11 protein-coding genes are annotated in these 14,062 nt (G+C 66.0%); 1 reads left to right on the top strand and 10 read right to left on the bottom strand.

Annotated features, from left to right (window positions below; genetic code table 11):
- Positions 1-19 precede the first annotated feature (19 nt).
- The 3 genes from fumC to pmbA form a co-directional block, all read right to left on the bottom strand.
- Positions 20-1,396: a class II fumarate hydratase FumC gene (fumC, locus tag RS899_RS01625; RefSeq protein WP_315808939.1), complete on the bottom strand. Its 1,377-nt coding sequence runs from the start codon at positions 1,394-1,396 to the stop codon at positions 20-22.
- A complete protein-coding gene (locus RS899_RS01620; RefSeq protein WP_315808938.1) occupies positions 1,389-1,772 on the bottom strand; it encodes a FagA protein in 384 nt (127 codons plus the stop codon). The genes fumC and RS899_RS01620 overlap by 8 nt, the downstream gene beginning before the upstream one ends.
- A 148-nt stretch (positions 1,773-1,920) precedes the next feature.
- Entirely contained in the window at positions 1,921-3,270 is a 1,350-nt protein-coding gene (gene pmbA, locus RS899_RS01615; RefSeq protein ID WP_315808937.1) for a metalloprotease PmbA, read from the bottom strand.
- A 116-nt stretch (positions 3,271-3,386) separates the two neighbouring features.
- Between pmbA and yjgA the strand changes: the two genes are divergently transcribed.
- Positions 3,387-3,911, top strand: a complete 525-nt coding sequence (gene yjgA, locus RS899_RS01610) for a ribosome biogenesis factor YjgA (RefSeq protein ID WP_024766553.1) — start codon at positions 3,387-3,389, stop codon at positions 3,909-3,911.
- A 40-nt stretch (positions 3,912-3,951) separates the two neighbouring features.
- On the opposite strand, the gene tldD is transcribed toward yjgA, so the two are convergent.
- The 7 genes from tldD to mreC form a co-directional block, all read right to left on the bottom strand.
- Positions 3,952-5,394 carry a metalloprotease TldD gene (gene tldD / locus RS899_RS01605; protein WP_054906629.1) on the bottom strand — a complete coding sequence of 481 codons (1,443 nt, stop codon included), beginning with the start codon at positions 5,392-5,394 and terminating at the stop codon, positions 3,952-3,954.
- A gap of 2 nt (positions 5,395-5,396) precedes the next feature.
- Complete coding sequence (locus tag RS899_RS01600) at positions 5,397-6,245, bottom strand: carbon-nitrogen hydrolase family protein (RefSeq protein ID WP_054906630.1); 849 nt, start codon at positions 6,243-6,245, stop codon at positions 5,397-5,399.
- Positions 6,246-6,311: 66 nt separating this feature from the next.
- Positions 6,312-10,130 (bottom strand): YhdP family protein, encoded by a 3,819-nt coding sequence (locus tag RS899_RS01595; protein ID WP_315808936.1) that lies wholly within the window; start codon positions 10,128-10,130, stop codon positions 6,312-6,314.
- A gap of 158 nt (positions 10,131-10,288) precedes the next feature.
- On the bottom strand, positions 10,289-11,746 hold the full coding sequence (rng, locus tag RS899_RS01590; protein WP_045209573.1) for a ribonuclease G: 1,458 nt from the start codon (positions 11,744-11,746) through the stop codon (positions 10,289-10,291).
- A 47-nt stretch (positions 11,747-11,793) separates the two neighbouring features.
- Positions 11,794-12,378: a Maf family protein gene (locus RS899_RS01585; protein ID WP_315808935.1), complete on the bottom strand. Its 585-nt coding sequence runs from the start codon at positions 12,376-12,378 to the stop codon at positions 11,794-11,796.
- A 60-nt stretch (positions 12,379-12,438) separates the two neighbouring features.
- Positions 12,439-12,927, bottom strand: coding sequence for a rod shape-determining protein MreD (mreD, locus tag RS899_RS01580; RefSeq protein ID WP_054906633.1), 489 nt, complete (start codon positions 12,925-12,927; stop codon positions 12,439-12,441).
- Complete coding sequence (gene mreC, locus RS899_RS01575; RefSeq protein ID WP_315808934.1) at positions 12,927-13,946, bottom strand: rod shape-determining protein MreC; 1,020 nt, start codon at positions 13,944-13,946, stop codon at positions 12,927-12,929. The genes mreD and mreC overlap by 1 nt, the downstream gene beginning before the upstream one ends.
- Between the last annotated feature and the right edge of the window lie 116 nt (positions 13,947-14,062).

Raw genomic sequence — 14,062 nt, 5'->3', positions numbered from 1 at the left:
TCCAGCGGGTGGGGCGGACTCAGAGTCCGCCGGCGGTGAGCTTCTCGGGATTGAGCAGTTGCTCGAGGCGGGCACGGTCCAGGTCCGTGTTTTCCAGCGCGACGTCGATGATCGGCCGGCCATCGCGGTAAGCCTGCTTGGCGATCTCCGCGGCCTTCTGGTAGCCGATGATCGGATTCAGCGCAGTGACCAGGATCGGGTTGCGCGACAGCGCCTCACGCAGGCTCGCCTCGTTGACCTTGAAGCTGGCGATGGCCTTGTCCGCCAGCAGACGGCTGACGTTGGCCAGCAGGTGGATGCTGTGCAGCAGGTTGTCGGCGATCACCGGCAGCATCACGTTGAGCTCGAAGTTGCCCGACTGCCCGGCGACGGCGATGGTGGTGTCGTTGCCCATGACCTGGGCGGCGACCATGGCAGTGGCTTCCGGGATCACCGGGTTGACCTTGCCCGGCATGATCGAGGAACCCGGCTGCAGCGCCTCCAGTTCGATCTCGGCAAGGCCGGCCAGCGGGCCGGAGTTCATCCAGCGCAGGTCATTGGCGATCTTCATCAGCGCCACGGCCAGCGCCTTGAGCTGGCCGGAGGTGGCCACGGCGATATCCTGGGCGCCGATCAACGCGAAGAAGTCGTCACCGGGGCGGAATGCCAGGCCAGTCAGTCCGTTGAGCTCTTCGCAGAAGCGCGCGGAGAACTGCGGGTGAGCGTTCACGCCAGTTCCGACGGCAGTGCCGCCCTGAGCCAGTTGCTGCAACGCCGGCAGTTGCCCTTCTATGCCCAGAGACGCCTGGCGCACCTGTTGCGCCCAACCGCCAAGCACCTGGCTCAGGCGCACCGGCATGGCATCCATCAGATGAGTGCGGCCGGTCTTCACGTACAAGTGCACGGACTTGGCCTTCTTCTCCAGGGTCGCGTGCAGGTGATCCAGGGCCGGCAGCAGGTGCTGGTGGATCTCTACCGCCGCACTGATGTGGATGGTCGAAGGGATGATGTCGTTACTGCTCTGCCCGCAATTGACCTGGTCATTGGCGTTGACCGGCTTGCCCAGGCGGCGGCCGGCGAGGGTCGCAACCACCTCGTTGGCGTTCATGTTCGAGCTGGTACCCGAGCCGGTCTGGAACACATCCACCGGGAAGTGTTGCTGCAAGTCGCCCGCCAACAACTCCTCACAGGCAGCGACGATGGCGGCGCCGGTTTCCGCGTCCAGTTGTTCCAGGCTGACATTGGCGCGTGCCGCGGCGGCCTTGGCCAGCAACAGCGCGCGGATGAACGGACGCGGCATGCGCTGGCCGCTCACCGGGAAGTTGTTCACCGCCCGCTGCGTCTGGGCACCGTAGAGCGCCGCTACCGGCACCTCCAGTTCGCCCATGCTGTCGCGTTCGATACGGCTGTCAGTCATTCTCGATTCCTTCTTGCAGCTTCAGGGAAGGCGCCATCTCCTGCTGCGCCATCCGCCGGCCGAGCAGGCACAGGCGTTGGCGCTGAGCGGTAGAGGTCGCCAGGCGTTGCAGTTCGCGTAGAGGGAGATAGGCGTGATCCAGGCAGAGCACCCGCCAGTGCCAGGGCAATGCGATGTCGCGGCTGCTGTCGAGCAGCAACTGGAAGCACTTCTCGAAGAGGCGCCAAGCCGGCACCGGCTCCCAGGCCGCCAGGTAACGCGCCTCGCACAGGTACTGCTCGACCAGACGTGGCTCATCCGGCTCCAGGGCGCAGCGGATGCGGGTCCCCAGGCGGTACCAGCGATCGGTGATCGAGCTGTCGATCTCGACCAACATGGCAATCCCTCAATCGATAATGAGATTTATTATTATTTGCGAGAATCAAAAAAACAAGCCGCCCGAACGCAATGCGCTGGACGGCCTGTCTGGAGAAGGGCTTGGGGAAGGACTGAAAGCCGCGGCCAGCAAGGCCGCGGTGGGTGGATCAGTTGCCGGCGACCATCATCTTTTCAATGAGGACGGAGCCTGTGTGCAGGTTGCCGCGATACTCCACATCGTTGCCGATGGCGACGATATTGCGGAACAGGTCGCGCAGGTTGGCGGCGATGGTGACTTCCTGCACCGGGAACTGGATTTCGCCGTTTTCCACCCAGTAACCGCCGGCACCACGCGAGTAATCGCCGGTCACCAGGTTGACGCCCTGCCCCATCAGCTCGGTGACCAGCAGGCCACGTCCCATGCGACGGATCAGGGCGGCCTGGTCCTCGTCGCCATGGCTGACGAACAGGTTGTGTACGCCGCCGGAGTTGGCCGTGCTGGGCATGCCCAACTTGCGCCCGGAGTAGGTGCCGAGCACATAGGAGACCAGCTCGCCGCCTTCGACGAAGGGTTTGGCATAGGTCGCCAGGCCGTCGTTGTCGAACGAGGCACTGCCCAGCGCGCCGCGCAGCAGCGGGCGTTCGTCCAGGGCCAGCCATTCCGGGAACAGTCGCTGCCCCAGCGCACCTTCGAGGAAGGAAGACTTGCGGTACAGGCTGCCGCCGGAGATGGCACCGAGGAAGTGGCCGAACAGGCCGACCGCGACTTCCGGGGCAAACAGCACCGGCACCTCGGCGGTCGGCACCGGGCGCGCGCCGAGCCGGCTGGCAGCCCGCTCGGCGGCACGGCGGCCGATGGATTCGGGAGTCGCCAGCAGCTCACCACGGCGGTTCACGTCATACCAGTAGTCGCGCTGCATCTGCCCTTCGCCTTCGGCGATCATCACGCAACTCAGGCTGTGGCGGGTGCTGGCATAGCCGCCGACAAAGCCATGGCTGTTGCCGTAGACGCGGCAGCCCTGATGAGTGTTCAGCGTGGTGCCGTCGGCCTTGGTGACGCGCTTGTCGGTGGCGAACGCGGCAGCCTCGCAGGCCAGCGCGCGCTCGATGGCCTGGTCGGGGGTGATCGACCAGCCGTGGTAAAGATCCAGGTCCGGCAGGTCCCGCGCCATCAGCGCAGGGTCCGCCAGGCCGGCGCAGTCGTCTTCGGAGGCATGCTTGGCAATCGCCAACGCCGCTGCCACGGTTTCACGGATGGCGTCCGCGCCTGTTGCCGAGGTGCTCGCCGAGCCCTTGCGCTGGCCAACGTAAAGAGTGATGCCGAAGCCCTGGTCGCGGTTGAACTCGACGGTCTCGACTTCACCCTGGCGCACCGAGGTGGACAGCCCCTGCTCCACCGACACCGCCACTTCGCAGGCGCTGGCGCCCTGCCGGGAAGCCTCGGCAATGATCCGCTCGACCTGCTCGCGCAGTTCGGGAAGGACCTCCGGGCTCACTGCCGGGTTGTGTTCGCTCATTGCATGCCTCTCCTGTTCATGTTCCGGCCCCGCCATCAGGCGGCGGCAACCGGCGCGGGCCGGACAAGCGGCCCCTGACTCGTTATCATGGCGGCGTTTTCAAAGAGACCCCCGCCATGGCTGAAATTCACGATGACGACTCGTCCTTCGATGAGAAGAGCAAGTCGCAAGTAAAACGCGAAATGCACGCGCTGCAGGAACTCGGCGAGCGCCTGACGACGCTCAAGGCCGACATGCTCGACCGCATGCCGCTGACCGATCCGCTGCGCCGCGCGCTGGAAGAAGCACCCAAGCACAAGGCCAACGCCGCCAAGAAACGCCATCGGCAGTTCATCGGCAAGCTGATGCGCGACCAGGACGTCGAGGCCATCCTCGCCCTGCTGGAACAGGTAGATACCTCGACCCGCCAGTACAACGAACGCTTCCACGCCCTGGAGCGCTGGCGCGACCACCTGATCACCGGCGGTGACGCAGCGCTGTCCGCGTTCTTCGGCGAATACCCGGAAAGCGACCGCCAGCACCTGCTCCAGCTGATCCGCCACGCCCAGCACGAGGCCGCTCACAACAAGCCTCCGGCCGCGGCGCGGAAGATCTTCAAGTACATCCGCGAGCTGGACGAGCTCAAACGCGGCCTGCGCTGAGCAGCCGCGTCCCTCTCTCCAAGCCTCACGGGCAACGGCCTCAGGCGCCCGTGCCGCCAACGGTGATCGCGTCGATCTTCAGGGTCGGCTGGCCGACACCGACCGGCACGGACTGGCCGTCCTTGCCGCAGGTGCCCACGCCGCTGTCCAGTGCTAGGTCATTGCCGACCATGGACACCCGGCTCATCACTTCCGGCCCGTTGCCGATCAGTGTCGCGCCCTTCACCGGGCGGGTGATCTTGCCGTTCTCGATCAGGTAGGCCTCGCTGGTGGCGAAGACGAACTTGCCGCTGGTGATGTCCACCTGGCCTCCGCCAAGGTTGGCGCAGTAGATGCCACGCTCGACGCTGGCAATGATTTCCTGCGGATCGCTCTCCCCGGCCAGCATGTAGGTGTTGGTCATGCGCGGCATCGGCAGGTGCGCGTAGGACTCGCGACGGCCGTTGCCGGTGCGCGCCACGCCCATCAGGCGGGCGTTGAGCTTGTCCTGCATGTAGCCCTTGAGAATGCCGTTCTCGATCAGCACGTTGCAGTTGGTCGGCGTACCTTCGTCGTCCACCGACAGCGAACCGCGACGGCCAGCGATGGTGCCGTCATCGACGATGGTGCACAGGCTGGAAGCGACCTTCTCGCCGATGCGACCGCTGTAGTTCGAGCTGCCCTTGCGGTTGAAGTCGCCTTCCAGGCCGTGGCCCACGGCCTCGTGCAGCAGCACGCCGGACCAACCGGCGCCCATCACCACCGGCAGGCTGCCAGCCGGCGCGGGAACGGCTTCGAGGTTGACCAGCGCCTGGCGCAGCGCCTCACGGGCGTAGCTCATGGCGCGGTCTTCCTGCAGGAAATACTTGTAGTCCGTGCGACCGCCGCCGCCATGACCGCCGCGCTCGCGGCGGCCGTTCTGCTCGACGATGACACTGACGTTGAAACGCACCAGCGGGCGGATGTCCGCAGCCAGCGAACCATCCGCCGCAGCGATCAGCACCTGGTCCCAGACACCGGCGAGGCTGACGGTGACCTGTTGGATGCGCGGATCAAGGGCGCGGGTGGCGGCGTCGATCTTCTGCAGCAGCTCTACCTTCTCGGCGCGGCTCATCACGTCCAGCGGGTTCTCGCCGGCATACAGGCGGGTCGGCACCACGGCCTGGAACGCCTGCACCTTGCCATTCTGCCCGGATCGGGAGATCGAGCGTGCAGCGCGAGCAGCCTGGATCAGCGCTTCGTGGTTGATCGCGTTGCTGTAGGCGAAGCCGGTCTTCTCACCGGACTGTGCGCGCACGCCGACGCCCTGGTCCATGTGGAAGCTGCCTTCCTTGACGATGCCGTCTTCGAGCATCCAGGACTCGGAGACCTGGCTCTGGAAGTACAGGTCGGCGGCGTCGATGCCGGGGCCGCTCAGCTCGTGCAGGATCGGCGACAGCTGGTCGATATCCAGACCACCGGGGGCCAGCAGGTGCTGGCTGACGGATGACAACAGTTCGCTCATATTCACTCCATACGCGCCGGTCGTGGTTCGACCGGCGGGAAAAATCTTCTGTGCCGGACAATCGGCATGCGCTGCCGCACCGCCGCCTGTTCCTCGCTGTCGCGCTCGGCCAGCAGCACGGCCTCGCCCTTGGCCTCTTCAGCCAGGATACGCCCCCAGGGGTCGACGATGGCCGACTGGCCCCAGGTTTCCCGTCCTTTGGGGTGGGTCCCGCCCTGTCCAGCCGCCAGCACATAGCACTGGGTTTCGATGGCGCGGGCGCGGATGAGGATTTCCCAGTGCGCTGCGCCAGTCACCGCGGTGAATGCCGAGGGGGCACTGATAAGCTCCGCGCCAGCTTCGCGCAGCGCGGTGTAAAGCTCGGGGAAGCGCAGGTCGTAGCAGACCGTCAGCCCCAACCGCCCGACCGGCGTATCCGCCACCACCACGCGCTGGCCGAAGGCGTAGTCGTCCGACTCGCGATAGCGACCACGGGCATCAGCAACGTCCACGTCGAACAGATGCAGCTTGTCGTAGCGCGCCGCCACTTCACCGCGCTCGTCCACCAGCAGCGAGCAGGCATTGGCCTTGGCTTCCGGCTGGTTCTCCGGCGGCAACGGCAGGGTGCCGGCGACTATCCACAACCTGAGGTCGCGGGCGGTGCTTTTCAACCAGGGCAGGATCGGGCCTTCGCCAAGGGCTTCGGCACGACCGATGTCGGCGAGGTCTCGGCGCCCCATGGCGGCGAAGTTTTCCGGTAGTACGGCAAGGCGCGCGCCGCCGTTGGCGGCCTGCTCCAACAGGCGACGGGCGGTGGCGAGATTAGCCAGGACATCGTCCTGGCTGACCATCTGGATGACGGCGATGGACATGGTCAGCTCCGGGAATACCTGGGTTTCATGCTAACCGATGCCCGGGCATTGTGCTTGGCCGCCGGTTCAGTGAGGTTTTTCGAAGGGTTTCTCGAAGGTGATGGTCGGGCTCTGCCATTGTCCCTTCACGCTGTACTGCACGCTGGCGAAGCGTGCGACCTTGTCACCCAGCAGCTTGTCCACCACGAACAGCGCGCCGCCAATGGCGGGAGCGCCGACGATCAGTGCCGCCAACGGCAGGTTGTTGGTCACCGGCAGCGTCACCAGCAGCTTGGCGTCGATCTCGTCGTGGGCCATGTCCAGGGTGCCGTTGAGCTCCAGGTTGCTGGACGGACCATCCAGACGCAGCGGCTCGCGGGTGAAGTAGACGCCATCGGTGGCGGTGAGCACACCCTTGACCCGGTCGTAGCTCAGGCCCTTGCCCAGCAGGTCGGAGAAGTCCAGGCGCAGGCGGCGGTTGATGGCGTTGAAGTTGAGCAGGCCGAACACCCGCAGGGCATTGGCGCCGCCCTCCACTTCGACGAACTGCCCCTTGCGCAGGCTGGCGTCCAGGGTACCGCCGAACCGCCGCAGATTCAGCGCCGCCGGCGACCCCGGCCAGTTACCGTTGATGTCCACGCTGAAACGCTCGCTGGTCACGCTGGGCGCGAAGTCCCAGGCCTTCAGCACGTCGCCCAGGTTCTTGCCCTCGAGCTTGCCCTGGAAGGTGCTGCGCGCGCTCGCCTCAAGACCATCCCAGCGCAGGTTGCCCTTCACCGACAGGCCTCGCAGGTCCAGATTCACATTGTTGAAGCCAACACCGGTAGGCGTCGGGCGCAGGTTGAAGCTCCAGGCACCGACCGGCTTGCCAGCCTTGAGGACCTGGCGGATGGACACGTCCATCGGCGGCAGGCTGCGCGGGTCGACCTTCGCCAACGGGTCGGGCTGCTCGACTGCCTTCGCGGAATCGATGGCCTCACCCTTGGGCAGGTCGAGGCGGTCCAGGGCGATCTGGATCGGTTTCACCTTGCTGTCGGGCAGGGTGACCTTGCCGGAGACCAGCGAGCTGACTAGGCCGACCTGCCAACTGCTGTCGACACGCACCACATCCAGCGTGAGATTTTCCAGGGTCTGGCCAAAGCCCTTGAAGCGACCAATCTGCAGGTCTGCGCCGCGCAACAGGCCAGCGGCGCCCTCAACCCCGGTATTGGAGTATTTCTTCGCGACTGCCATCCAGGCGTCGGCGTCGACTTCGTCGATCTTGCCGCGCACCTGGACACCATTCCAGTTGGGCAGCACGGCAGGGTCGCCACCCAGGCGCAGCACGCCACGGCCGGCCAGCGGCTGGTCCGCCGGAGCCGCGTAAGCCAGGCTGGCGCGATCGCCGTAGGTTGCCCAGTAGCGTCGCTCGGCGCCCTCGAGGGTCATGCGCCATTCGCTCTCGCGGGTTTCCTGCGCGGCCTTGCCCAGCGGCGCCGGCAGATCGATGGTGACGCCCTGCAGGTTCGAGGCGACCTGCAGCTGGCTGTCCTTGCCGTCGAGCAGCAGGTTGAGCTGGAACGGGACGCGGCCGTCGACCGGCAACTGCTTCTGTACCTTGCCCCAGTCGAGCAGGGTCTTCACCGATACCTGGCCACCCACCAGCACCCGTGTACGCGGAGCGCCGTTGCGGCCTTCGGCGCGAATGCTGCCGGTGATACGGCTACCCAGCACCTGAGCAGAGATGTTCTGCCCGCTCAGGCCGCTGTCGGTGTCATAGCGGAACTTGCCCTTCACCTGTTCGAGGTTCAGCTCGGGCTTGGCGATCTTCAGCTGTGCCTTGTCGGTGTCGAAATCGACGATCACCCGCGCCTTGCTCGCCTCACCCTTGGCCAGCGGAATGTCGAGGTTGAGGTGACCGTCGAGGTCGCCCTTGCCTTCCCAGCCAGCGAAGGTGTGCGTCGCCCCGATGGGCGAGTCCTGGAGGATCTTCAGGCCATCGACGAGGTTGCTGTCGATATCGCCGTCCACATGCAGGTGGGCGACCTCCCCCGGGTTGGAGTGGGGAATCTCCACCGAGACATCGCGCACCTGGCTGTTGAGAATCTGCCCGCTGGTTGCGTTGATGCTGACGCCGGTGTCCTCCACACGCACCTCGCCCTCGGCCTTGCTCAGGCCGGGCCAGCCCGGCTGGTAGTCGAGCACGCCGTCATGGACCTTGAAGTACAGGGTCATGGCATGGGCTTCGGGCGCCGAGCCCTTCTGCAGCGAACCTTGCCATAGGAAATAGCCCTGCTCGATGCGCCCGCTCTTGATCGAGCCCTTGAGCCAGGCAGCCAGATCCTTGCTCATCTGCGGAATGACGGTGGGCAGGTATTTACCGGTGTAGCGCGCATCGCCGTTGCTCATGCCCACGCGCAGGTCCATGTAGTCTTCCTGCGCCGGGTCGCGCATCAGGCGAATCAGGATGTCGCCGGCGATGGTTCCCTCGTCGCCCTCCACCTGCATCAGGTGGCTGCCGAGCGTGAAGGCCTCGTCGTTGAGCTGGAAGAACATCCGCGTGCGCGCAGTGCGGTAGTGCCAGGGCTCGGGGAACAGCGTGGCCAGGTGCAGCATGAAATCCTGGGCGTTGGCGTCCAGCGTGCCGCCGCCAAGGTTGCCGCGGAAGGTGCCGTCGACGTTGGCCACGGCCGGCACATCATGGAAGGCACTGACACCGACCTTCTCCAGGTTGGTGGCATAGGCGACGCGCTCGGCGCCCTCGCGCTGCGGCCAGAAATCGAAATTGACGTTGTGTAACACGCCGTGCGGTTTCAGCCCTTCGAGCCACTCGATGGCCTTGTCCGGCAGCGGTGCCAGTGCTGTGATGGTCGGCCCCAGCGGGGTCAGGTCGAGGCGATCGGCACGCAGTTGCCAATGCTCCTCGTCCTTCATCCGGCGAGTCAGCTCCAGCTCCACCTCGCCCCAACGACTTTCGCCGAAATTCGCTGCCAGATCGGCGACACGCAGATCGAAATCGTCGCCGTTGCGCTGGAAGAACAGGCTGACGCCCAGGTCGCTCAGGCTCACCGGCTTGCGGTCGCCCAGCGCGGCATCAATTCTCGGTGCATTCAGGCGGGCTGCGGCGGAGACCGGCACGCCCTTGTCGATGGTCGCCCAGAATTCGCCGCCAGCCTTGGCGTGGGACAGCTTCCAGGCGCCAGTGAGACGCTCGGGCAGCCACTTGGCCCAGTCGGCCTGGGGCAGGCTCAGGTATAGCTGGGCCGAACTCTTCGCCCAGTCATCGCGGTTCAGCCGGGCCTCCAGCCGCGCTGCCACCGGTTCGCCGCCGGGCAGGCTGAAGCGTGCCTCCAGGCGCTGGCGACTGCCGCTGCGCAGGGTCATGCCGACATAGTTCAACGACAGCGGGTTGGCCTGTTGCGGCAGTACGGTCAGCTGACTGTCCATCAGCGACAGGCGATGCGGGGTCAGCAGCAGGTCCATGAGCTTGCGCGGGTCGGTGTCGCCGCCACGGCTGGGCAGGCCGTCGGCGTGCCAGTTGCCGTCCTCGTCCTCACGCAAGGTCAGGTGCAGGCCTTCCAGCTCCAGGCTGTCGATGCGCGGCTGGCGCGCCATCACACTACCGAGGATGTCGGGGGTCAGGCGCACGCGCTCCAGGCGCAGCGAATCGGCGCCTTCGCCCAGCTGGATGTCGCGCACCACGATGATCGGGCTGAACCCGCGCCAATGCCCTTCCAGGGCGCCAATAGCCACCGGCAGGCCCAGTTGCTCGCTGGCTTTGCGCGCCAGATCGTCGCGATACTCCGCCACCAACGGCACCAACTGCCGGCCAAGGCTGACGTACAAGGCCAGCAGCACCAGCCCCAGCGCCAGGAGGCCGAGGACGATGCGCAGCGAGGTGGAGAGCAGGCGGCCGGCGCGATCCATGTCAGGCGGCTGCCTGTGAGGTGAAGCGAAGGGTCATCGAGCGGCCTCCCAGCCATCCAAGGTCGAACCAGGTCTGACAGTGTGCGTCAGGCAAAGCTCCAAAAAACCCCATGGCAAAGCTGCCTCCCGCCGGATCTCGAGGATGTGCGAGCCGCCGCTCAAAGCAGGACCACGTCGTACTGCTCCTGGGAATACATGGCCTCGACCTGGAACTTGATCGGGCGGCCGATGAACAGCTCCAGGTCCGCGACGTTGCCCGACTCCTCGTCGAGCAGGCGGTCCACCACTTTCTGGTTGGCCAGCACCAGGTAGGAATTGGCCTGGTAGGCCCGCGCTTCACGGAGGATTTCCCGGAAGATCTCGTAACAGATGGTCTCGGCGGTCTTCAGCATGCCGCGCCCCTGGCAGCTCGGGCAGGGCTCGCAGAGCACCTGCACCAGGCTTTCGCGGGTGCGCTTGCGGGTCATCTGCACCAGGCCCAGTTCGGTGATACCGATGATGTTGGTCTTGGCATGGTCGCGTTCGAGCTGCTTCTCCAGGGTCCGCAGGACCTGGCGGCGGTGCTCTTCGTCTTCCATGTCGATGAAGTCGATGATGATGATCCCGCCCAGGTTGCGCAGGCGCAGCTGGCGGGCGATGGCGGTCGCCGCCTCGAGGTTGGTCTTGAAGATGGTCTCTTCGAGGTTGCGGTGGCCGACGAAGGCGCCAGTGTTCACATCAATGGTGGTCATCGCCTCGGTCGGGTCGATGATCAGGTAGCCGCCGGACTTGAGCAGCACCTTGCGCTCCAGCGCCTTCTGTACCTCGTCCTCGACCCCGTAGAGGTCGAAGATCGGCCGCTCGCCCGGGTAGTGCTCCAGGCGGTCGGCGATTTCCGGCATCAGCTCTTCGACGAACTGCGTGATCTTCTGGAAGTTCTCCCGGGAATCGACGCGGATCTTCTCGATGCGCGGGTTCACCAGGTCGCGCAGGGTGCGCAGGGCCAGGGAGAGGTCTTCGTAGATCATCGTCGGCGCGCCGACGGTCTGGATCTGTGCATCGATCTGGTCCCAGAGGCGGCGCAGGTAGCGGATATCGGCGAGGATCTCGTCCTCGCCGGCGCCTTCGGCGGCGGTGCGCAGGATGAACCCACCGCGCTCGACAATGCCCTCGGCCTCGACGCACTTGGCGACCACCTGCTTGAGGCGCTCGCGCTCATGCTCGTCCTCGATCTTCAGGGAAATGCCGACATGGCTGGTGCGCGGCATGTAGACCAGGTAGCGCGACGGGATCGACAGATGAGTGGTCAGGCGTGCGCCCTTGGTGCCGATGGGGTCCTTGGTGACCTGCACCACCAGGCTCTGCCCTTCGTGAACCAGCGCGCCGATGCTTTCCACCGCACTGCCCTCGCGGGTGGAAATCTCCGCGGCATGGATGAAGGCTGCGCGCTCCAGGCCGACGTCGACGAAGGCCGCCTGCATGCCCGGCAGCACGCGCACGACCTTGCCCTTGTAGATGTTGCCGACGATCCCGCGGCGCAGCGTGCGCTCGACATGGACCTCCTGCAGGACGCCGTTCTCCACCACCGCCACGCGCGATTCCATCGGCGTGATATTGATCAGGATCTCTTCGCTCATGCGCCCTTCCTTATCGCGCCCGGAGTCGTGCCAGCGCTACTTCGTGATCAAGACTGCCAGCTAGGGATGGAGAAGTCAGCCAGCAATGCCGCAGTTTCACACAGGGGCAGGCCGACCACGGCGCTGTAGCTGCCCTCGACGCGGCTGACGAAGACTGCCGCGAGCCCCTGGATAGCATAGCCACCTGCCTTGTCCTGCGGCTCGCCGGTTTCCCAGTAACGCTCGGCCTCCTCGGCGGAAATCTCGCGGAAGGTCACGCGACTGCTGACCACGCGTGCTTCGCAGCGATCGCGATCGGCCACTGCCACGGCGGTCAGCACCTCATGCTCGCGGCCGGACAGAGCCTGAAGCGTCGTCAGGGCGTCGTCGCGGTCCAGCGGCTTGCCGAGGATGCGACCATCCAGCACCACGGCGGTATCGGCACCCAGCACGCAGACATCGGCGCGCTGGGCGAGGAAGTTCAGCCCGGCCAGGGCCTTGCTGCGCGCCAGGCGCTCGACATAGGCATGCGCCGATTCGCCGGACTCGGGCGTTTCGTCAATCGACGCAGGCACTATGTGGAATGGCAAGCCAATCTGGGTGAGCAGCTCGCGGCGGCGCGGCGAACTGGAGGCGAGGTACAGCTGGGCCATCAGGGACTCCGAAGCGGGCCCGCTCAATGCCGGCCCGGCGATTCCCCCGCAAGGGGGCGATCAATTGATGTTCAGGCGCAACCGCAGGGCCCGCAGCAATGTATAGACCCAGGGCCAGAGCAAGGCGCTGACCAGCGCCGGCAGCAGGAACACCAGGGTCGGCGGACGATTGCCGGTCAGGGCGCTGATCCACAACTGGACCAGTTGGGCGAGACCGAAGACCACCAGCAACACCAGGCACTGCTGCCAGATGGGGAACATGCGCAGGCGCTGGTGCAGCGACAGCACCAGGCAGATGATCAGGCTCAGGATCAGGGCGTTCTGCCCCAGCAGGCTGCCGTAGAGCACGTCTTCGGCAACGCCCAGCACCCAGGCGCTCAGCATGCCGACCTTGTGCGGCAGGTAGAGCACCCAGTAGGTGAGGAACATCGCCAGCCACAGCGGGCGGCCGATCTCCATGAAACTGGGCATGGGCGCCACCGACAGCAACAGCGCCAGGAGCAGGGTGAGCCAGATGGCCCAGCCATTGTTCGAGCCCTGGCCCGCCATCAGTGCCGGGCCCTTGCATCGGGATGCGACGCCGGCGCACCAGGCGCGGCAGGCGCTGCGCCGTTGGCGCCGGCCGGATGGGCGGACTGCGCGGCGGGAGCCGCAGGGGCGGCAGGCTGCGCACTGTCATGTGGCTGGGCGGCCGGAACGCCGGGAGCAGGCTGGGCCGGCGCACCGGACTCGGCAGCCTTGCGATCGGCTTCGGCCTGGGCTTCGGCGGCATCGGTGGCACGCTGTTCGGGCGTCCGGCTGTCGCTGAAGACCAGCAGCACATAGCGGCTGCGGTTCATCTTGGCGGTCGGCACGGCACGAATAGTGGCGAAAGGCCCACCGGTGTCGTGCAGCACTTCCTTCACCACCGCCACCGGATAACCCGCCGGGAAGCGCTGGCCCAGGCCGGAACTCACCAGCAGGTCGCCTTCCTTGATGTCGGCGGTATCGGCGACGTAGCGCAGCTCCAGGCGCTCCGGATTGCCGGTGCCCACGGCAATGGCGCGCAGGCCATTGCGGTTCACCTGCACCGGAATGCTGTGGGTGGTATCGGTCAGCAGCAGGACGCGCGCGGTGTAGGGCATCACCTCGACCACCTGGCCCATCAGACCGCTGGCATCGAGCACTGGCTGGCCCTGGAACACGCCGTCCTTCTCGCCCTTGTCGATCAGGATGCGCTGGGTGAAGGGGTTCGGGTCGACACCGATCAACTCGCCCACCAGCACCTTGTCGTCGACCAGCGCGGACGAGTTGAGCAACTCGCGCAGGCGCACGTTCTGTTCGGTGAGGGTGGCCAGCTTCTGCAGGCGGCGCTGCATCAGCAGCTGCTCGGCCTTCAGGCGCTCGTTCTCGGCCAGCAGTTCGCTGCGGCTGGTGAACTGGTCGCGCACGCCTTCCCAGGCTCGAACCGGGATGTCGGCGATGCCATAGAAGGGGCTCAGCACGAGGCCCATCTGGCTGCGTACCGGTTTCAGGTAATCAAAGCGGGCATCGACCACCATCAAGGCGACCGACAGGACGGCGAGCACCAGCAGGCGCGCGCCCAGCGAGGGCCCTTTGGAGAATATCGGTTTGATGACCGGCTCCTAGCTGTGCAAGGTCGGTTGAAGATTCACCAGCGTGGCGAAACGTTAACCGACCTTTA

The organism is Pseudomonas sp. C9-3 (assembly GCF_032392015.1).
Classification (GTDB): domain Bacteria; phylum Pseudomonadota; class Gammaproteobacteria; order Pseudomonadales; family Pseudomonadaceae; genus Pseudomonas; species Pseudomonas nitroreducens.
This window is presented reverse-complemented; position numbering and strand designations above follow the sequence as displayed.